The organism is Pontiella sulfatireligans, from assembly GCF_900890705.1.
Lineage (GTDB): Bacteria > Verrucomicrobiota > Kiritimatiellia > Kiritimatiellales > Pontiellaceae > Pontiella > Pontiella sulfatireligans.
Window position 1 is genome coordinate 1,371,817 of the sequence record NZ_CAAHFH010000002.1, and the last position, 19,847, is coordinate 1,391,663.

The 19,847-nt window shown below is 57.0% G+C and carries 20 protein-coding genes, 2 tRNA genes, 1 pseudogene and 1 riboswitch; of the genes and pseudogenes, 5 read left to right on the forward strand and 18 right to left on the reverse strand.

The genetic code is table 11. The annotated features are described in order from the left end of the window. Positions 1-41: 41 nt before the first annotated feature. From SCARR_RS18790 to SCARR_RS18840, 11 genes are all read right to left on the reverse strand, one after another. Positions 42-1,481 carry an outer membrane protein assembly factor BamB family protein gene (locus tag SCARR_RS18790; RefSeq protein WP_136063193.1) on the reverse strand — a complete coding sequence of 480 codons (1,440 nt, stop codon included), beginning with the start codon at positions 1,479-1,481 and terminating at the stop codon, positions 42-44. Continuing rightward, entirely contained in the window at positions 1,478-3,028 is a 1,551-nt protein-coding gene (locus SCARR_RS18795) for a polyprenyl synthetase family protein (RefSeq protein ID WP_136063194.1), read from the reverse strand. Before SCARR_RS18795 ends, SCARR_RS18790 begins: the two co-directional genes overlap by 4 nt. Beyond that, positions 3,028-4,350, reverse strand: a complete 1,323-nt coding sequence (locus SCARR_RS18800) for an outer membrane protein assembly factor BamB family protein (RefSeq protein WP_136063195.1) — start codon at positions 4,348-4,350, stop codon at positions 3,028-3,030. Before SCARR_RS18800 ends, SCARR_RS18795 begins: the two co-directional genes overlap by 1 nt. Beyond that, positions 4,347-4,763, reverse strand: a complete 417-nt coding sequence (locus tag SCARR_RS18805) for a VOC family protein (protein ID WP_136063196.1) — start codon at positions 4,761-4,763, stop codon at positions 4,347-4,349. The genes SCARR_RS18800 and SCARR_RS18805 overlap by 4 nt, the downstream gene beginning before the upstream one ends. Then, complete coding sequence (locus SCARR_RS18810; protein ID WP_136063197.1) at positions 4,756-6,378, reverse strand: prenyltransferase/squalene oxidase repeat-containing protein; 1,623 nt, start codon at positions 6,376-6,378, stop codon at positions 4,756-4,758. The genes SCARR_RS18805 and SCARR_RS18810 overlap by 8 nt, the downstream gene beginning before the upstream one ends. Continuing rightward, complete coding sequence (locus SCARR_RS18815) at positions 6,353-7,171, reverse strand: prenyltransferase/squalene oxidase repeat-containing protein (protein ID WP_136063198.1); 819 nt, start codon at positions 7,169-7,171, stop codon at positions 6,353-6,355. Before SCARR_RS18815 ends, SCARR_RS18810 begins: the two co-directional genes overlap by 26 nt. After that, complete coding sequence (locus SCARR_RS18820) at positions 7,171-8,364, reverse strand: radical SAM protein (protein WP_136063199.1); 1,194 nt, start codon at positions 8,362-8,364, stop codon at positions 7,171-7,173. The genes SCARR_RS18815 and SCARR_RS18820 overlap by 1 nt, the downstream gene beginning before the upstream one ends. Continuing rightward, entirely contained in the window at positions 8,361-9,062 is a 702-nt protein-coding gene (locus tag SCARR_RS18825; RefSeq protein ID WP_136063200.1) for a 4Fe-4S dicluster domain-containing protein, read from the reverse strand. The genes SCARR_RS18820 and SCARR_RS18825 overlap by 4 nt, the downstream gene beginning before the upstream one ends. Continuing rightward, a complete protein-coding gene (locus tag SCARR_RS18830) occupies positions 9,049-10,224 on the reverse strand; it encodes a PQQ-binding-like beta-propeller repeat protein (protein WP_168433435.1) in 1,176 nt (391 codons plus the stop codon). Before SCARR_RS18830 ends, SCARR_RS18825 begins: the two co-directional genes overlap by 14 nt. 162 nt (positions 10,225-10,386) lie before the next feature. Next, positions 10,387-10,462: transfer RNA gene (locus SCARR_RS18835), tRNA-Glu, on the reverse strand. A 22-nt stretch (positions 10,463-10,484) separates the two neighbouring features. Beyond that, a tRNA-Glu gene (locus tag SCARR_RS18840) sits at positions 10,485-10,560 on the reverse strand. A gap of 129 nt (positions 10,561-10,689) precedes the next feature. Continuing rightward, positions 10,690-10,795: riboswitch (TPP riboswitch) on the forward strand. Positions 10,796-10,896: 101 nt separating this feature from the next. Between SCARR_RS18840 and thiS the strand changes: the two genes are divergently transcribed. The 5 genes from thiS (at position 10,897) to SCARR_RS18865 (ending at position 14,040) form a co-directional block, all read left to right on the forward strand. Then, complete coding sequence (gene thiS / locus SCARR_RS18845) at positions 10,897-11,097, forward strand: sulfur carrier protein ThiS (RefSeq protein WP_136063202.1); 201 nt, start codon at positions 10,897-10,899, stop codon at positions 11,095-11,097. A 128-nt stretch (positions 11,098-11,225) separates the two neighbouring features. Continuing rightward, on the forward strand, positions 11,226-12,008 hold the full coding sequence (locus SCARR_RS18850) for a thiazole synthase (RefSeq protein ID WP_136063203.1): 783 nt from the start codon (positions 11,226-11,228) through the stop codon (positions 12,006-12,008). 93 nt (positions 12,009-12,101) lie between these two features. Then, complete coding sequence (gene thiH, locus SCARR_RS18855) at positions 12,102-13,238, forward strand: 2-iminoacetate synthase ThiH (protein WP_136063204.1); 1,137 nt, start codon at positions 12,102-12,104, stop codon at positions 13,236-13,238. A 179-nt stretch (positions 13,239-13,417) separates the two neighbouring features. After that, positions 13,418-13,648: a type II toxin-antitoxin system Phd/YefM family antitoxin gene (locus SCARR_RS28315; protein WP_168433436.1), complete on the forward strand. Its 231-nt coding sequence runs from the start codon at positions 13,418-13,420 to the stop codon at positions 13,646-13,648. Continuing rightward, on the forward strand, positions 13,645-14,040 hold the full coding sequence (locus SCARR_RS18865; RefSeq protein ID WP_136063206.1) for a type II toxin-antitoxin system VapC family toxin: 396 nt from the start codon (positions 13,645-13,647) through the stop codon (positions 14,038-14,040). Before SCARR_RS28315 ends, SCARR_RS18865 begins: the two co-directional genes overlap by 4 nt. 23 nt (positions 14,041-14,063) lie before the next feature. On the opposite strand, the pseudogene SCARR_RS18870 reads toward SCARR_RS18865, so the two are convergent. The 7 genes and pseudogenes from SCARR_RS18870 to SCARR_RS18900 all read right to left on the reverse strand — a co-directional run. Further along, positions 14,064-14,549, reverse strand: a pseudogene (locus tag SCARR_RS18870) (transposase); the annotation flags it as partial. Between the two features lie 113 nt (positions 14,550-14,662). Further along, a complete protein-coding gene (locus tag SCARR_RS18875) occupies positions 14,663-14,881 on the reverse strand; it encodes a FeoC-like transcriptional regulator (protein ID WP_136063207.1) in 219 nt (72 codons plus the stop codon). Next, a complete protein-coding gene (gene feoB, locus SCARR_RS18880; RefSeq protein ID WP_136063208.1) occupies positions 14,874-17,171 on the reverse strand; it encodes a Fe(2+) transporter permease subunit FeoB in 2,298 nt (765 codons plus the stop codon). The genes SCARR_RS18875 and feoB overlap by 8 nt, the downstream gene beginning before the upstream one ends. Next, positions 17,168-17,395 carry a FeoA family protein gene (locus tag SCARR_RS18885; RefSeq protein WP_136063209.1) on the reverse strand — a complete coding sequence of 76 codons (228 nt, stop codon included), beginning with the start codon at positions 17,393-17,395 and terminating at the stop codon, positions 17,168-17,170. The genes feoB and SCARR_RS18885 overlap by 4 nt, the downstream gene beginning before the upstream one ends. Positions 17,396-17,414: 19 nt before the next feature. Continuing rightward, a complete protein-coding gene (locus SCARR_RS18890) occupies positions 17,415-18,518 on the reverse strand; it encodes an LbtU family siderophore porin (RefSeq protein WP_136063210.1) in 1,104 nt (367 codons plus the stop codon). Positions 18,519-18,609: 91 nt separating this feature from the next. After that, positions 18,610-18,801 (reverse strand): hypothetical protein, encoded by a 192-nt coding sequence (locus SCARR_RS18895; protein ID WP_136063211.1) that lies wholly within the window; start codon positions 18,799-18,801, stop codon positions 18,610-18,612. A gap of 142 nt (positions 18,802-18,943) precedes the next feature. Further along, positions 18,944-19,435: a metal-dependent transcriptional regulator gene (locus SCARR_RS18900; RefSeq protein WP_136063212.1), complete on the reverse strand. Its 492-nt coding sequence runs from the start codon at positions 19,433-19,435 to the stop codon at positions 18,944-18,946. Positions 19,436-19,847 lie beyond the last annotated feature (412 nt).

Genomic DNA, 19,847 nt, shown 5'->3' on the forward strand with positions numbered 1-19,847 from the left:
TGCCGAATTCCGCCTAAAGGCGGTACTACATACCTTGTCCTTCATTTCCCTTCCCCCACTTCGATACAGACCATCCGGGTGGAGTCGCGCAGGAGCATGCGGGTTCCGGCAAGGGCGATGGGGCCCCAGGCGTCGTGGCCGTCGAGCACCTTGTACTGGGCGAGCGGCTCGTAGCCGGACTTGCTTTGGTTCAGCATGGTCAAGGTTCCGTCGTCGTCGAGAATGAAAAACTTGCCATCGGCCAGGAAGAATGGGCCGAGGCCGAAGCGCGCGGTTTTGCCGCTGGACCAGACGAGCTCGCTGCTGCCGGGATCGTAGCAGACAAACTGCTGCTTCAGCGCGCCACCGTCCTTTGGCATAATTCCGTAGAGCAGGCCGTCGAACAGGATCGGCGTCTGCTGCTCGCAGGCGAGCCAATCCTTCGGGCCATTTTTCGTGATCTCTTTTGCCGCATAGCCGTCGGCCGTTTTATCGATTTGCACCATCAAGCTGCCGGAGCCATAACCGGCGGTGATGAATATTTTATTGCCAGGCACGGTGAGTGGCGACGGCGCAATCACCGAGGCGCTCCATGGGATGTCCCACAGCAGCTTACCCCCTTTGGAAATACCGGCCATCCCGCCGACGGCCGCATAAACATACATTTCTTCGCCGAGAAGCGTGAGCGGCATAATGGACGAGTGCGACATTTTCCAGCCTTTGGGATTCGGCGTCTGCCAAACCACGGCTCCGGTTTTGCAGTCGACCGCCATCAGCAGCGCATCGGGGCCGGCGGGCGCGAGAATCGCGAGGCCGTTGTCGATGAGCGGGCACTGGCCGGTGAACCAGAGCGGCTCGCTGGCGCCGTACTCCTGTTGCAGGTCAATGCCCCAGCGGAACTTGCCGGTTTTGGTTTCGACGCAGGAGACGTGGCAGCGCGGGCCAACGGTTACGATACAGTCTTCGGTAACGGCCGGAATGGTGCGCGACAGACCGTGATTGCGCTTCGCCGGCAATCCGTAGGAGCGCCGCCAGATTTCCTGGCCGTCTTTGAGTGAAAAGCTGCGCAGGGCATCCGCGCGCTTGGCCTCGTCATAGTCGAAGAGATAGACGCAACCGTCAAGCACGGCGGGCGCGGCGTGGCCTTCGCCGAGTTCGACCGACCAGAGAATTTCAGGCCCGGCTTCGGGCCAGCTATTGGCCAGCTTCACTCCGGCTTTGCAAATGTTGTCGAAGTCCGCGCCTCGAAAGCGCGGCCAGCTGCCGGGCAGATCGGACGGCGTGCCGGAAAAGGTTTCGAGCGTTCCGGCAAGCTCTACATCGAGATCCCCGGAGGCATCGCGCTCGGACTGCGGCGGGCCGCCATCCATGCCGGGCACGCTGCGCACCAGCGCGGAAGGAGCGTCAGCCGCAAACCACTTCGACAACATGAGCAAAGCCGCCACCGAACAAAGAACGACGACGGGCACGGCCACAGCTAAACTGGTTAATTTCTTGTTCAACTTCCATCCAGCATTTTAGAGGCCACGCGGCGCAGCAGGGTTTTCAGCATGGCGTTCTGCAACGGGTTGAGCTCGCGCACGGCTTCGTTCTTGTAATGCTCCAATAATTGCGCGGCCTTTTCCACCACCATCAACTCGTCAAGCTGGTTGCGCAACTGAGGGGTCAGTCCCGTAATCTCGTAATTACTAGAATACGGGACTGACCCCTCAGTCTTAACCAAGTCGTTGGCCAGCGCCAGCAGCATCGAAGCGCGCAGGTCTTTTGCTTCGCCGGCTTTGTATTCTTCAAGATCGTCGCGGATTTGGTAGGCGACGCCGAGCGACTCGCTGAAAGCCTGCAGCGTTTCGAGCAGATCCTCGCCCCCGCCCGCCGCCACTGCACCGAGCAATAGCGATACGCCAAAGGCCGGTGCGGTCTTGTGGCGGAAGATTTCGATGATTTGGTCGGCGCTGAACGCCTGGTTCTGTGAAATCCCGTAAAGCTCCTCGCCCTGCCCCACGCAGAGGGTGCGATGATTTTCAGCGGCGATGCGCACCAGCTCGGCGGTGCGGGATTCTACCGAAGCAATCCAACGGTAGCCCTCGCCCACCAGCAGATCGCCGGCGTTGAGCGCAACGGGAACGCCATACTGCTTGTGGAGCGTCGGCTCGCCGTAGCGCAGGTCATCGTCATCCTCAATGTCGTCGTGGGCCAACGACGCTTTATGAAAACATTCCACGGCAATGGCCAGACGGCGGACATCATCGGGGAAGTCCGTCGTGCCTTCGTTGAGCGCGCTGTAGGTGCAGGCCAACAGGAACGGCCGCCAGCGCTTGCCGTCCTTCAGCAGCCAGTCATAGGCAATGCGTTCTGTTGCGGTTTCTGCGTTCCAATCGTTGGAAGCCGCAAACCAGCCGTCCACGGTTTCGCGAATGGTTTCGGTGTCGACCTGGTTTTTCCACGGCTTGGAAGATTTAAGCCGAATGGCTGCGCGGACATGATCGATATCCATTTCCGTGTTGACGCAGCCGTCGACCGTAAGCGGAATGGCGAGTCCGGGAATGGCGCCGTCGGCCATATGCGGAAATGATTTTTCGAGTGCGTTCAGGCAACTGACCCCGACCACGGCATCAACCTTGCCGCCTTCGAGCAGCTTGGACACCACGGTGGAGCCTTCGGCCACGAGCACAACATAGCCGAGGTCTTCGGCCAGCGCCTGCAGTTCGCCGATGCTGCACCGCCCACACTCTTCGCACAGCAGGCCGAATTCATCGAGCTGCGCGGGGCAGTCGGTGAAATTGCGCAGGCATTGCGGCAGCAGCAGCAGGCGGCGACTGTAAGGAATGGAGGCCACGGTGTCGTGCCACACTTCGTTGTTAAGCAGCACCATGACGTAATCCAGAAGCGAGGAGTCAGGAGTCAGGAGAGCAGCATGGTCGCGCAGCTCCTCCATGGAGAGCGGAGGCACAAGGCGGTTGGCCGCGGCGTAGTCGGCAACCGCCTGCTCTACTTCGCTGCGCTGCGCCCGTTCTGCGGGAACGCCGTATTCTGGCTTCGTTTTTTCCATTACCTTAAATCAACGCACTTGAGGGTGTTCCAGTCGCGGACGAGCAGCTTGCCGTCGGAGAGTGCGAGCGGCGCCCAGGCCATGACGTTTTCTTCCACCATCTTGGCGGAGGCGAGCTGCGTGTACTTGACCGGGTCGGCCTTCAGCAGATAAAGGATGCCGCTCTTGCCGTCGAGGTAGACCAGCTTGCCGTCGGCCATGATGAACGAGCCGCGCTCAAAGTTGGGCGCATCGTCGATATCCTTGGTGCGCCACTCCAGCTTGCCGTCGAGGGTGAACGAGGCCAGCCCGTCTTTCCGGCTGTTGGAGTTGCTGCCGATGAACAGGTGGTCGCCGATCAGAATCGGCTGGTGCAGCTGCGAGCCGACGTCGTCGGTTTTATAGAGTTCCTTCGCTTCGAATCCGGAGCCCTTTTTTGCAATCTGAATCATGGCTGATCCAGCGTCATAGCCACCGGTGATGAAGAGCCGGTTGCCGGGAATCTCAACCGGATGGGGAATGGCTCCATGGCAATGCCACCCGTTGTACTCCCAGAGAATTTCCCCGGTTTTTGGAGACAGGCCGGCTACGTGCGATGGTTCATATTCTTTCTTTGCTTCAGGCTCCGGTTCGTCCTTTTTTTTCCGGCCGCGGCTGCGCGCCTTTTTCTCGGCGGAGCCAATCGCCACCACCATGTCCTGCCCGCACAGGTTCAGCACCCGGGGGGAAATATAGGCGTGGTAGCCCAGGCGAGGCGAAACCCACAGGCGTTCGCCTGAATTTTTATCGTACGCGGCCACGCCCACCTTTTCCGTGTTCGGCGCAACGAGAATCATGTTGCCATAAATGGAGGGAGACTGGGCAATGCCGAACTGGTGCACTTCGGTGTCATAATCCTTCGGCAGGCTATGCTTCCACTTGACCTTTTTTGTTTTCAGGTCGATGCAGACGAAAGTGCCGTAGCTCGTAACCAGATAGGCGGCGCCATCGGAAATGGTGGGGGTGCCACGCGTGCCGTCATATTTCTTGCTCGATAGCACACCCGGATCATCGAACGAAACCTTCCAAAGCTCCTTGCCCGATTTCATGTCCAGACAGCGCAACAGGCTGCTGTCGCCGTCGCGGTCGGTCAGATAGGCTTTCCCTCCCACGATGGACGGGCCCGAATAGCCATCGTACACCTTGGTTTCCCAAAGCACTTTCGGCCCGCTTGAAGGCCACGAACCGGCCAGCCCGGTTTCGGCCGAAACATTATCGCGGTTTTGCCCTGCATACTGCGGCCAATCCGCCGCGCCAGCCGCCATTGAAACACCAACCGCCAAACATAGAATCATCGATTTCATCTTTCACCGCCTTTTGGGTCAAAATAAATGTATTCCAGCGTATAGCCGTTGGGATCGAGGAAATAGAGGCTCGCCCCGTCCCACCGCTCATACGCTTCCTTCACAATCTTCACTCCCTGCGCTTTCAGGTGTTCCTGAAACTCAAACACGGTCTTGGCTGAATCCGCCGCGAAGCCAAAGTGGGTAAACGCCTTGCCCCAATGCTGCGGCCGCATCTCGGCATCGAACCGCGCCGCGCCATCCGGATACTGAATCAGTGCCAGCACATCGTCCGTTCCAATCTGGAAAAACGCATCTTTCTCGCGCCGCTCGCTCATGGCAAGGCCCAGCACCTCACTATAAAAACGAACCGACTCGTCAAGGTCGGACACCGAAAGCCCGAAATGGCAGATTCCTTTGATAAAATCATTCATCGCCCAATTCCTGTCTGGTTGCACACCGTTTCAGCGCCTTTACTGTAAAAATCAGCGGATACAACTTTTCCGAGTACCAAAGACTCGCAAAATACAACCCTATCGGGCTAGCCAAAAATCGCGTTCCGTCGCCCGTCATTTCGAGTAATTTGTCTACGCCTTTACCCGTCAATCCAACCGCCAAGGCGGTCTCTTCGACCGAACTACCCCAGCTGCCGTCCGGGTTCTGTGCGCTTTCCAACCATTGAAAACCGCGCCGTTTCAAATTTCCAGCCCTTGGAAACTCGGATTCGTCGAGTTCAACCAGGGCTTCGAGCACGCGCACAGTGCCGTAAACGGGGTTTTCATTTTTAGGGTTCGACTGGTTGCCGAACCAGAGCGGCAGCCACGAGCCGTCGGGCCGCTGCTGCTTTTCCAAATATTGGAGGCCCCGCTGGATGGAATCCTCCATCGCCGCCCAAAAGTTAAAATCCATTTTGCCGCGCCATGCCATGCATGCGCGTATGGCATGCGCCGTCAGATCCGGACAGCTGCGGTCGAACGGCAGCTTGCCCCAGCCCTGGCAGAAGGTCGGCATGCCGCCGTCGCGGTTTTGCAGCTCCATCAGCCACATCAGCCCATTTTCAGCCACCTTCGTCTCGCAACCCAGTTGGCGCAGCGCAATCAGCGCCGCCGCCGTATCGTCGGCATCGGGCACCCCGCCCTGCTCGTTGGTCCAGCCCCAGCCTCCCGGCTCGGCGTGTGTGAAGGGATGCTCCACGGTCCACTGCGTCTTCAGCAGATGGTCGCGGATCGCGTTTTGCTGTTCGTCGGAAAGATCGCCCTCCAAAGCGCGAACGGAAAGCGAGGTGACCCAGGTCGACAGGTTGACGTCGATCGGCCAGCTGCCGTCGTCGCGGACGGTGTTTTCCAGAAACCGCAAGCACGCCTGTGTCACGGGATGGTCGCCGAAGCCCCCCCCAATCAAACTCATCGCCACGAAACCGGACAACGGCGCGGCCTCCAGAAAGCCGCCGCTCTCCGGCTGGATGCGACGCAGGATTTCGAGCACGCGGTTTACCAGCCCGTTGCGATAGAACGCCCAACGCGAAGGTTTGTTTTGATGCCGCACCAGCCCGATGGCAATCAGCGCCGGCAGGGCATAACTGACGACGGGCAGGTTAAGGAAGCGGTAGAACTTGTGCGGGAAAACCGCCAACTCGAACGGCAGCTGCGGAATGGCCGACCAATCGCCGCCCAGCTTTCCGGACAGCATGCACATGGTCAGGATGGGAACGGAGAAGGTACGGTCTTCGCCGTAGAAATGCAGAATTTCGTCGGCCAGTTTCTGCGGATCGCCGGTTTCCATGTCCAACGCACACCGGCAAAGCAGGGTCGCCGTGAAATTGCTCGGGCTTTCCGGGCTGTCGCCCCAGCCGCCGTCTTCGTTGCGGTGGCTTTCCAGCCATTGGCAGCCGCGCTCGGCCAGCTCTGCTTTTCCCGCGAGCTTCAGCGCAAACGAAGCCACGGCCGTGGCCAGCGCCGAGCTCGACAACTCTCCCTCCCAGCGCCCGTCCGGCAGCAGCCCGGCCAGCAATCTTTCGCGAGCTTTATTGAGTGCGTGTTGAGTTTCCATAATCCGAGGCGAGCGATTGAATCAAGCATCCCATGGTCAGCAGAGCATAAAAGGTATATTCCACATCTTCAAACCCGTCGGCCGCATGACCGGCAAAACCACCGCTATCGCGCCAGAGGGATTCCGCATATTTAATGCAGGGCTTCTGGATGGCGTCGAGGTTCGTCCCCTGATTCACCAGCGCAAAAACCGCCGTCGCCGTCGAAAGCAGATCCGGCTCGGCAACGCCGGTGGTGGGGGTAAATCCGCCCGCCTCGGTAAAACGGCTCATCAGCGTGCCTTCGGCCTCTTTATCGTACCGGCGGTTGATGATGAGCGCCGCGGCAATGTTCGTTGTAGGACCAGTCAGCGGAACCTGCAACAGCGTTTCAGGAAAATCCGCTTCGCGCAGATAGTCCTCCGCCAGCAGCTTGACGAACAGGTCGTAGGCCGAGTCTGCACCATGCTGTGCCAGCATTTTGAACAGCTTTTTACGCGCCTTTTTAAACATTGGGAACGCAATGCGCAACCGAATCAAGCACGTCAGGTGAACCAGGTCCAAGTCCTGGCCAACGCCAAACGACTGCGCATATTTCCAGACCTTAAATGCGGGAATGGGGTGTCCGAGCGCCTTGAGCCCCGCTACGGCAAACATGGTGTAGTAAAGGTCGGATTCCGCCCCCCGGCCCTGGAAACCGCCATCGCGGTTTTGGCGGCTAAGAATAAAGCCGGCAATCTTGTCGCGCGCATCGCCTTCCAAAAATTGGCGGGAAAATGCGGCCGAACGAATCAAGCGGTCAGTGATCAATCCCATTATCCGTATGCTCCAAATCCAAAGAACCAGTTTTTCTTGGCGAACCGGTAGGCCCAGCTGCGCTCGGGTATTTCCTTGCCGGGCTGGTGGTGGCTGCCGCACGCACACATTTGTCCGAGCTCGGCCAGAAGCGCATCCCGCCCGGAACTGTCGACCGCATCCTCCGCCCTGATGAAATCCGCCAGCTTGGCCGGCTTTTCCATGATGATGCACCCCTGCGTTGTGTTGCAGCACATGCTGCGGAATTTGGCCAAAAATTCGGATTGGTTGAAAATGTCGTACAGCCCAGTGCCGTCGCCAATGTTTTCCTTGGCAAACTGGAGCGGCGGACAGGGCTCGATCCAGCCTTCGGGGCTGATGTGGTTGGCGATACCGACGGCGGCCGGGCAAAGCGCGCGGCCCTGGTCGTCCCAATAGGCATCGACCACCATGAGCGGCGCATTGCGGCGGATATCGACGATGAAGCGCCGCAACTCCGTGACCTGCTCGGAATTGAGCGCCAGCTCGGGGGTCGGATTGGGGCCGACCGGGCGGTAGATATAGTACCACAGATAATGCGCGCCCAACGCGGCAATGTCGTTCACGAACTTTTCGTTGGCCAGATCGGTGATATTCGATTTGCAGACGCTGGTGCAGACGCCGGTGACGAGCCGGTTGGCGCGGCAGTTGGCCAAACCCATCAGCGATTGTTCGTAGACGCTCTCGCCGCCGCGCCGCACGTCGCTGACCTCTTCCAGACCCTCGATGCTGATGAGCGGGCTAATGTTGCCGATGCGCCGCATTTCCTTGGCCACGCCGTCCGTAATCATGGTGCCGTTGGTGAACAGCAGGAAATAGCAGTCGGGATGCTTTTCAAACACATCAAAGAGGCCGTCGTAGAGCAGCGGTTCGCCGCCAAGGATGCCGAAGAAATACGACCCCTGCGCCTTGCATTCGGTGATCATATTGTGGAGCGTGTCCGGCGCCACCTGCTTCGGCGGGTTCGACTGCGTCACCCAGCAGCCCTGACACGCCAGATTGCACGCGTTGGTGACGGAGATGAACAGGAAGGCGGGGAAATAGTCGCCGCGCTTCAGGCGCTTCTGGAACTTTTCAATCGACCTCATCCCTTTGTAGCCAAAGTTATAGGCAAACTTCCAAAGCAACCGCTTGTCGGGCTCGGTCATCAGGCGTTTCATCAACGAGGCGCTCATGATTTTTTCTCCGAGCATTTTTTCCGTTCCGCCAATGCATGCTCCAGTTTCTTTTCATTCAGCAAGGACCGGCGCTTTTGCTTGCGGGCGTTGAGCGCGGCATAGACATCGCCGCCGAGCATTTCATCGACGTTGATTTTTACATTGGCCTTGCGGAGTTCCTCGTCGGACACCGCCGCGCCGTTGATGGGCGACTCGCCGACTTTCGGGAAAATGATGGCGGTTGCGGGGCAGATGCGCGCGCAGGCCGGACAATTGTTTTTGCAGCTGCCGGGATTGGCCACCAAAACTTTGCCGTCGGCATCCTTTTCATACACCCCAAACAGGCAAAACTCAAAGCACTGGCCACAGTTCGTGCAGCGGTCGTAGTCGATGACCGGGAACCAAGCGGGGTCGGAGGCAGATTGGATGGTTGGATTTATGGATTTCTGGTTGGATGGATCGCGGTGGTTGACGATCTCGACCGACTCCGGCAACGGGTGGCCGGAAAACGCGAAGAGCGCCCGGACCGCGCGCGGGTGGCAGGCGTGGATTTCGGAGTAGCCGTTTCCAAGAATGGGGTCTTTTGCCGCGACGGCTTTGCAGAGATCGGGAATAACTATGCATTCTTCAAGCGAAACGGAGCTGGAAGCTCCGTCTACGTTGAGCAAGCGCCGTTCGGCGCATTGGCAGATCAGGATGGTTTTATTCGCCGACATCGATCGCTACAAGCGTTCCCTTGTCGTTGCGGCAGTAGACAATGCCGTTGGCGAGAACGGGCGGCGTCCAGCAGAGTTGCGAGAGGCCGGTTTCCATCTGCGAGATCTCGCTGTATTTTTTCGGCGTCGCTTCTGCAAAATAGAGCGTGCCCTTTTCGCCCAGCGCAATCAGCTTCCCGCCGGCGGCAATCAGCGATCCAAAACCAATCTGCATGTTCCACTGCTCGGAACCGTCCTCGGCGTCGATGCAGCGAAGAAAGCCTTTTTTCTTGGTCTGGCCGTCGACGCCATAGATGTAGCCGTCGATATAGACGCTGCTGCTGAATTGGTTTTTCATCACTTCGCTTTTCCAGAGCTTCTTCAACTTGCCCGTTGAAAAATCGAGCATGGCGCATTCGCGGTCGTAGCCGGAGGAGATGAAAATCCGGTCGCCGATCATCATCGGATCGGCACCATTGATGTTGTATTTGGTTTCCCATGCAAGATCGTCGATTTTCTTGCCGGTCTTGGCATTAACAATCTGAAGGCCCGGCGCCGAAAAGATGGCGGCGAGGCGCTTGCCCTTGTGGTCGAACACAACGGGGGAGGCATAGCTCGGCATGCCTTTGGTTTTCCAGGCCACCTTGCCCGTGTTTTTATTGAGCGCCACTCCGGCGTCGCCAATGTTCAGCAGGATCAGATCGCCTTCAACAACGGCCGACGAGGCGATGCCCCACCGGTTGTTTTCATTACCGGTTTTGGAAAGGACATCCGTTTTCCAGTTCACCTTGCCCGATGCGACGTCGAGGCAGATCACCAAGCCTGCGCGGCTGACGGTGTAGACGTTTTCGCCATCGACCACCGGCGTGGCCCGAGGCCCTTTGAACTTGCCGGTCTCGCAGTCGTAGGTGTAGTCCCAGATCGGCGCACCGGTTTTGGCATCGAGGCAGAAGACCGTGTCTTCGCCTTTGTTGTGGCCCATCGTATAGAGCTTGCCGTCCTTGATGCTGACGGAGGAGTAGCCCGTACCCAGCTCTTTGGTCCAAATCTTTTTTGCGCTCTCCGGGTTCCAGCCGGTTTCACTGGAAATACCGTTGGCATTCGGCCCGCGCCATATAAACCAATCATCCGCACAAACATTAACGGCCAATGCCGCTGCAACACACCAAATACACCTTTTCATGAGCATCTCCCTATACTTACTGAACTCTTGTGCAAAGGACGTTCGCAAAGAAAGCGGTCGGACACCAATACCAACTACAAAAAAACATGGTCTTATTTGGGGAAGGAATGCTGAATCTGAACGCAACCGTCCTGCGATTAAAGCATGCGGAAGGAAGAGAAGTGGCGACCCCTACGGGACTCGAACCCGTGTTGCCAGGATGAAAACCTGGAGTCCTAGGCCACTAGACGAAGGGGTCGCTAGAAGTTTTTCCCCGAAAATGGCGACCCCTACGGGACTCGAACCCGTGTTGCCAGGATGAAAACCTGGAGTCCTAGGCCACTAGACGAAGGGGTCTTCGGTAAAAACGAGCGCGTACCATAACAAAACGCCCCTCCCTGACAACCCCAAATATTTGTTTTTTTTATTTCTCCGTTTTAGCCCCTTCCCGCTTTACTTCAAACCCCTGCACTGGCAACCTCTGCAACCAATTACCCGGGGTGCCTTTTCATTCATTGGATTGCGCTGAGATAATACCCGTTGAACCTGATCCGGATCATGCCGGCGCAAGGGAGCGTTGAAGAGTTTTCAAGCGTTCCGTGCCCCGTCCGGAGCGCTTTTTTTTTGTTGTAGCCGGGGGCGGCAACCCCGGCACTGCAGCCGGGATCGGTGATCCCGGCCGGGGAGATAGAAATGAAACTGACCGTAAACGGCAAAATACACGAACACGCAGGCCAAGGGTCGATTGACGCCCTGCTCGAAGAGCTCAGCGCAAATCCGGCGCATACCGCGCTGATGGTCAACGGAAGCGTTGTCTCTTCCAATGATTGGAAAACCACTTTACTCAAAGAAAACGACGAAGTCGAAATGCTCGTCTTCGTTGGAGGCGGATAGCTTTGGCGTAGTACGCCAAAAAAGCCCTAAACACTAAATCCTAATTCGGGTCACCCGTTTTAGGTTTTGAAATTGAGGATTGGTGCTTGTTTAGAATTTAGGATTTTTGCAACCAAAGGACTAATAAGATGTCAGACACACTCAAAATAGGTGATCAAGAACTCAACTCGCGCCTGTTCCTTGGAACCGGAAAATTTTCCAGCTCGCAGGCAATGATTGAGGCGGTCAAAGCCTCCGGCTCCGAGCTCGTCACGGTGGCGTTGCGCCGCTTCAACCGCGCACAGGCCGAGGATGACCTTTACGGCCCACTCGCTGAACTTGGAAACGTACGGCTCATGCCCAACACCTCCGGCGCCATAAACGCCAAAGAGGCCGTGCGCGCCGCCCTGCTGGGTCGCGAACTGAGCAAGAGCCGCATCGTAAAGCTCGAAATCCACCCCAACCCGCACCATCTGCTGCCCGACCCGATCGAAACCTACGAGGCCGCCATCGAACTCGTAAAGCAGGACTTCCTCGTACTGCCCTATATCCCGGCCGATCCGGTTCTCGCCAAACGCCTCGAAGACGTCGGTTGCGCCGCCGTCATGCCGCTCGGCGCCGCCATCGGCACCGGCAAAGGGCTCTCCACCGCCGACATGATTAAAATTATTGTCCGCGACGCCAACATCCCCGTCGTCGTTGATGCCGGCCTGCGCGCCCCGTCCGAAGCCGCCGCCGCGCTCGAAATGGGCTGCGACGCCGTACTCGTCAACAGCGCCATCGCCGTTGCCGAGAATCCGGCCGGCATGGGCGCCGCTTTTAAAATCGGCGTCGAAGCCGGACGCGCCGCCCGCCTCGCCGGGCTTATGCCGACCTCCGAAGTCGCCATGGCCAGCAGCCCCTTAACTTCCTTCCTCTCTTCCAATGACTAATTTAGGAACCACGGAACACACAAAACACACAGAAATTAATAAAGAACTCCAGCCCCTTTCCGTGTATTCAGTGTATTCAGCGGTTAAAAAACCATGACTCCTGCATCCCTCCCCAACTGGCTCGACCCCGAACAATGGCTCCCCAACACGGAAAGCACCGACAAAAACGCCATCCGCTCGGCAATCCTTTCCGAGAACCCGACGGAGCGGGAGCTGGCGCTGATGCTCTCCCCCGCCGCCGGCGAGTTTCTGGAACTGATGGCGCAGCGGGCGCAGGCGATTACACGCCGGCATTTTGGCCGGACGATTTCGCTCTACACCCCGCTCTACCTCTCCAACTTTTGCAACGGCGGCTGCCTCTACTGCGGCATTGCCGGCGACCGGCGCGCCAAACGCGCCGTGCTCGATGAAACGCAGCTGCGCCACGAAATGCAGGCCATTCAAAAGATGCATTTCGAAGAACTCGTGCTGCTGACCGGCGAGCGCATGCCCGAAGCCGACGTCCCCTACCTGCGCGACAGCATCGCCGTTGCCGCCGAATACATCCACAACGTAAACATTGAAGTGTTCCCGATGGCGGAAAGCGAATACCGCACGCTGGCCGAGGCCGGCTGCACGGGCATGACGGTTTATCAGGAAACCTACGACCAAACCGTCTATGAAAAGATGCACCGCTGGGGTGATAAACGCGATTTCTTCAGCCGTCTCAACGCCCCCGACCGCGCCCTGCGCGGCGGTCTGCGCACCGTCGGCATCGGCGCCCTGCTCGGCTTGGCCGATCCAAAATTCGACATGCTCTGCGTCTACCGCCACGCCAAATACCTACAGAAAAACTACTGGCAGGCGGGCGTCTCAGTCTCCTTCCCGCGCATCCGCCCGCAACTCGGCGGTTTCGCCGCCGACCATCCGGTTGATGAAAAAATGCTGGCGCAGTTTATCTTTGCCCTGCGCATCTGTCTGCCGGAAATTCCGCTGGTGCTCTCCACCCGCGAAGCGCCGCGCGTCCGCGACGGCATGGCTGGACTGGGCATTTCAAAAATGAGCATCGCCAGCAAAACGACCGTCGGCGGCTACAGCGGCGACTCGGAAGAATCAACCGAACAGTTTTCCATCAGCGACGAGCGCAACATTCCCGAATTCTGCAACATGCTGTGCGCCAAGGGCCTTGAACCCGTCTTCAAAAACTGGGATTCCACCTACCGCGACCCCGCGCACTACGAAAAACCCTGACTGCCCTTTTTCACCACAGAGAACACACCCCGCTAGATTCCATCCGAACCATGCGCACGCGCGGCAGCCGGACAAAGCCTCTCCCTGCAACCCACGGGATGCGGTCGCGCCTGGTTTCCTGTTGCACACGCGCGCAACTTATTGTACAAATGCAATGTACAAAACAAAGGAAGCCAACCATGGTACAAGTTGCTGTCAGTGAATTTCGTGGACATCTGAATAAATATCTCAAAGCCGTGCAACAGGGAGAAACGTTGGTATTAACTTCCCGCAACCGTGAGATTGCAAAAATCACCGCTCCCGACGACAAACGGCTTTCCGCTCAGGAAAAACTAAACGAACTCCGCAAAACCGCCACAGTCGGCGATGTGCTTTCCGAAACCGGTGAGACGTGGAAAGCATCCAAATGATCGTTGCCGATACACATGTCGTCATTTGGGATGCGCTGGAACCCGGCAAACTGTCTACAGCTGCTAAACGGGCACTGACCCAGGCAGACCGCACCGACGGGATTCTTATATGCGAAATCACCCTCTGGGAAATCGCCATGCTCATGAAAAAAAAGCGATTGGCCGTTGATGCCGATTACCAGACCTTTATTGACCTCGTTCTACAATCGCGAAACTACATCCTGCAAAATCTGACCCCTGCCATTGCCGATGCATCAGTAAACATTGATCTCGGAAAGAACAAAGATCCGGCTGACCACATCATTGCGGCAACGGCACAGATCAAAGGAGTCTCCTTGATTTCAGCGGACAATCTGATCCAAACCAGTTTAGCAGTAAAAACGATTTGGTAATTCATACCACTAGTTTCCCAGTATTAGTCGAACAGTTGCAACTGGTTGCAAAAGTCGCCCCCGTTGATCTTGCATTCCCCGTCCTGAAACGCCTGTAAAAGCGGTATTTTCTCGAAAACGGACACGCTCAATATCTGTAGAATTGTGTAGAGCGACTGTTCTATTTTCAGCCGCTTCTTCGTAATGGCGATGAGCAGATAAACACAGACGGCGATCCAAATCTGCGTCTTGACGGCGTTGGCACTCGTGCCGAAGAAGGCCTTGATGCGCAGGTGTTGCTTTATCCATTTGAAGAACAGTTCGATCTGCCATCGAGCCTTGTAGAGTTCGGCTATCGTCAGGGCAGGCAGTGAAAAATCGTTGGTCAGAAATACCAGCCCCCGCCCCTCGGGATCGCGGTGTTTTATTCTTCGCAGAGCTTCGGGATAACGTTGCTTCGGGTAGAACCCGGTGAGCATTACAGTCTGGTCGCAAATAATCCCGGTGGCTCGATCCGTTGGATGTGAATAACCGGAAGCATTGCATTCTCCATATTTTGTCGCCGAAGCAATAAGGCACAAAGCTACTCAATGGAAGTCTCTTGGTGTTCCTTCAAGCCCCTTGAGCCTTTGTGTTGACTATCTCAACGTGCGGGCTTGTAGAAAATCATCGTGTCGGATTTGGTGCAGCCGCCGGCGCAGCCGGTGCCGCAGGGGAGTTCGACTTTGAGAATCTTGCCCTTTTGCGCAAGCATTTCGAGCATGGGATGGAGCGCGCTGGAGTCGATGCCGAGCGCGAGGCTGATTTCCTGAACAGAGAGCGCTCCGCGCTCGTTGAGCAGCTTGACGATGCCGCTAAGCATGCTGCTCCGCACCTTTATCGCCTGCCATGCGCAAGCCAATGTAGAATGTCACGAGAATCGCGCCACACAGCCCCAACCAACCGGCAGAAGCAGAGGGATGCTCCGTAAACGTGGCGAGCTGGAAGTAGATGGTGGAAACAACCCAGGCGAGAATGGTGAGGTAGCTCACGGCAAACAGCATCCAGCCCATGCCGATCTCGCGGGCAATGGCAGCGAGCGCGGCAACGCACGGGGCGTAGATCAGAATAAAGAGCAGGTAGGCGAAAGCTGCCTTGGGCCCATGCTCGCCAAAACGCGAAACCATCGTGGCGTAGGAAGACTGGTCCGCCTCGTCCACTTCCACCAAGGCGCGGGAGAGGCCGAGCGGATCCTTGAGGGTGTCGAAGAACCCTTCGTAGCCGGCGGGAATGGCGGCGATCGCGCTGATGATGCCCGGCCAAAACTCAAACACGGCCTCGGCTTGTTCGGCCGCGATTTCATCGGCCGTTTCAATCTGGCTGTAGATCGAGTCGAGCGTACCGACCACGGCCTCTTTGGCAAAGATGCCGGTGAAGAGGCCGACGGTGGCCGGCCAGTTTTCGTCTTCGATGCCCATCGGGCGGAAGACAGGCGTTACGGCGCGGCTCATGGCGCTGAGCACCGAGTCTTTGGAATCGTTGTTGCCGAACGAACCGTCGGTTCCCATGGAATTGAGGAAGCCGAGTACGGCGACGATGAGCAGAATCACCTGTCCGGCCTTGATCAGGAACGATTTGAGGCGGTGCCAGGTGTGGTACATCACGCCGCTCAACGTCGGCATGTGGTAGGGAGGCAGCTCCATGACGAAGCTGGTCACCTCGCCGCGCAGCAGGGTTTTCTTGAACAGCAGGCCAGTCATGACGGCGAGGGCGATCCCGATGAGGTAAATGCCGAAAATCACGACGCCGCCGCTCTGCGGGAAAAAGGCCGCCGCAAAGAGAGTATAGACCGGCAGACGCGCGCCACATGACATGAACGGATTCATCATGATGGCCAGAATACGTTCGCGCCGGCTTTCGAGCGTACGCGTGGCCATGATGCCGGGAACGTTGCAGCCAAAGCCGACGAGCATCGGAATGAACGCCTTGCCGGGCAGTCCGATGGTCCGCAGAAAATGGTCCATCACAAAGGCGGCACGCGACATGTAGCCGGAGTCTTCCAAAAACGACAGGCAGAAGAAAATGAAGAAAATCGGCGGAATGAAGGTGGAGACGGTTTGTATGCCGCCCCCCAAACCTTCGGCCAAAATTGCGACGGCCCAGGCCGGCGTGTGAATCGTTTCGAGCAGGTGGCCAAAGCCATCGACGAAGATCGTGCCGCAGAACCCGTCGAAAAAGTCGATGAACGGACCGCCAATGTTGATGGTGATGGCGAAGACGAGATACATGACGCCGAAAAAGATCGGGAAGCCGAGCACTTTGTTGAGCACAAACTTATCGACCGCGTCGGAAAAGGTTTTGCGCATTTTGTCGCTGCCGGCGGTGACATCGCGGGCGAGGCCGTGGATAAAGCCGTAGCGGCCGTCGGCAATGATCATGTCGGCGTCCTCGCCGACGATCCGCTCCACCTTGCGGAGCTGGTGATCGAGGTCGGGCAACTGCGCCTTGTCGGCTCCAATGATTTCAAAGGCCAGGTCGTCTTTTTCCAGCAACTTGATGGCAAGCCAGCGGGGCGATACGCGCTTGGTCAGGGCCACATCGCCCAAACTGATTTCCATCGATTGAAGCACCTTTTCGATGTCTTTTTCGTAGGCGACGCGCACGCCGGGCTTGAGATGCGACTTGCTGATGGCGCAGATTTCCTTCTTCAGCTCCTCGATGCCCTTTTTCTTGGAGGCGACCACGGGAATGACGGGGCAGCCGAGGTGCTTGGCCAAATGCTCGACTTCGATCCGGATGCCGCGCTGCGTGGCCATATCCATCATGTTCAGCGCCACGATGACGGGCACATCCATTTCGAGCAGCTGGGTGGTGAGATAGAGGTTGCGTTCCAGGTTCGAGGCATCGACCACGTTGACAACGACGTCGGGGGTATCGAATAGGATATGTTTGCGCGCCACTTCTTCATCGGGCGAGAGCGCGGAAAAGGAATAGATGCCCGGCAGGTCGGTGACGTCGATCGCAGCCTCGCAATGGACATACTGGCCAATGACGCGCTCGACGGTCACGCCCGGCCAGTTGCCGACCTGCTGCTTGGAGCCGGTCAGCGCATTGAACACGGTGGTTTTGCCGCAGTTGGGATTGCCCGCCAAGGCGATCTTCAAGTTGCTCATTTCTTGTCAACCTCCAGCACATCCGCTTCGTCGCTGCGCAGGACGACGCGGGAGCCTTTCACCTCAACTTCGATGGGTCCGCCGAACGGAGCCTTGCGCACCACGAGAAATTCGGCGTTGCGGTTCAGCCCCATGCGGAGCAGTTTTTGGCGATAGGCCGGATCGGCCGAGATGAACCCCGCAACGATGCCTGTTTCGTTTTTCTTCAATTCCTTGAGCTTCATCTTAACCCTCGTATCCGTTCTAAATCTCTAAAGCCAGCTGCAGCGTGACCAGATCCCCGTCTTCACCGTCGTCGAGGTCTTCCAAATGCAAATATTCCGCCGAAACGGTAACGTTTTCGTGGAGACCGTACGACACGACCGCGCCATACGCGCGCCCAGGATACTTGTCCCCAAACACATCGTCTTCGTGCGCCGCATAAAGGTCGTCGGATCCCTGGAACGTAAGGCCGGTGCGCCATTTTTCGGCAAACTGCATCGATGCCTCCAGATTGAAGGCCATCGGAAGATAGCTTCCGCCGGCGACGTCATAGCTATCGAGGGCGCTGGCATATTCGGCGTTGAACATGAACGGGCCGATAAACACATTGGCAAACGCGCCCGCCCCACCCTGCTTGTCGTATCCATCCAGCTGCGCCACGTCATCGCCAAAATCCGATTGCGAATCGGTTTCCATCAAATCCGAAAGCCAGTAGGCGCCACACTGGAAATATTCAGAAGGCGTGTAGGTGACGGAAGCATAGAAGTCTGAAATGTTGTCGTCCTCTTCCTCATCTTTATCGACGTCGCCCTTAAAGGCGCCGGCGTTGAGTTCAATCCATTCGTTGCCAATCCCAGCCATGGCGCTGCTCTGCCTGATTTCCGCCAGTTCGAGCGTGAGCGGATCGGAAATGAAGGCGGATTCAAAGTTGCCGAAGGGCAGGTAGAAGCGCCCGGCAACGAAGTAATAGGGATAATCTTTAGAACCGCCGATTTCGATGTAGGCCTCGTCAAGGTTGTCGCTCTCGGTATCATCTTCTTCCCAAAGCAGTCCAAGATGCCCGTGGATCCAGTCGTTGACGGCGGCATCGAGCACAAACTCGACCGTTGCGAGCGTCAGATCGCTGTCGTTGCCGCCTCCCGACTCGGCATAGGAGCCTTCCGCTTCAATCAACAGCCCCCACTCGAGGCTATCCAGCCCCTTTTGCGCCAATCCTGAAATATCGCTTTTCATTTGCTCTACGCCGTCATCCTTATGCAGCAAATCCTTCCGTCTAAGCTCAATTGCTTCATTTGCCCCGGCACCATTCAGTCCAGTGGTTGCACAGAGCACCAGACTCAGCGCGATATTCTTCATCACAATCATTCTACTCTTCCTTAAAGAGGTTCCGTCCACTCCCTAAACCAAAACCGTCCTAAGCCGCATCCTCTCCGCTTCGGTCATGCCCCGACCACGGTCAATTCTTCAAGCCGCGCACGGAACTGTCGACCACATAGCGGTATTGTTTGCCGCAATGGACAATGATCTCCTTCTGGCCCTTTTTCAGGATCTTGAAGTCGATGTGCATTTCTCCATAGCCATCATGCTCAACAAGCATGTTGTACAGTGCGCTGATCCGCTTTTTTACATCGTCGTGACAATGGACCATTCCGGCGCTTCTCCGCTTAAAAAAGTCCGGTTAATCTAGACATTATCTAAATTGGGTCAAACCTAATCGGAGCTTATTTGGTGCGCCTAACATTTAGAGGAAGAAAGGTCCAATTAGGCCTATTCATTGGATAAAGCGAAAGTCAGAAAGACTCGCTGAGGCGGCATTTACCGCACCGTGGCCCGGCTTTCCCCTGCGCCTTGCAAAAGTAGCCCTCGGCGCTTTCGAGCCAGCTGGCGTTGAAGCTCGGGCATTTTTCGGTGTATTCGGCAAAACGGACAAAGCGCTGCAGGATGTGGTCGGAAATGGTGTGCTCCATGGAACAGGCAAACTCCTCGGCTTCGACGGCCTCGACCCCAAGCACCTGCGTAAAGAAGTGCAGCAGCGCCTCATGTTTCACGGCAATCTTGCCGGCGATCTTACACCCCTCGTCGGTGAGCGTCACCGAGGAATAGGGCGCATAATTGATCAAACCCTTTTCCGCCAATACTTTAAGAGCCCCCGTCACCGAGGCTGCCCGCACCTTCATGCGCTCGGCAATCTCCTTGGGACGGGCGCGGCCCTCTTCCCGCGAAAGGAAGAAAATCGTCTCCAGATAATCCTCAAGGCTGGCGCTTAGTTCAGTCGTGCTCATCTAGACGTTCATATCAAACGGCCCAAGCCCACCTCAATCCTGCACCCCGAATATTTTCAAACAGCACGAATTTACCATCATTTAAGGGCTGAAATGAAATCCAGCGGATCCCGCCCCTGATTCGCGGCAGAAAAAAAGGCCGATACAAGAGAACAGCATGCGTTATAATACATGTTTTAACTTATAATTTATTATTGCAACAAAAACTTGAATTCCTGCTTGTGCTTCTCAAATAGGAGCGTATGAATACCGCCTCGAATAAGCGAATCGGTCCGGTCGCGCAAAAGACAGACTGGCGCATGTTGTGGCATTGATAATGCTTTATGTAGCACGGCGATTGAATAGGCCACTGCCTTTAAACAAGGCGTATAAGGCATGCAAACCAACAATGGGCATGCCGGGAAACAGGAAT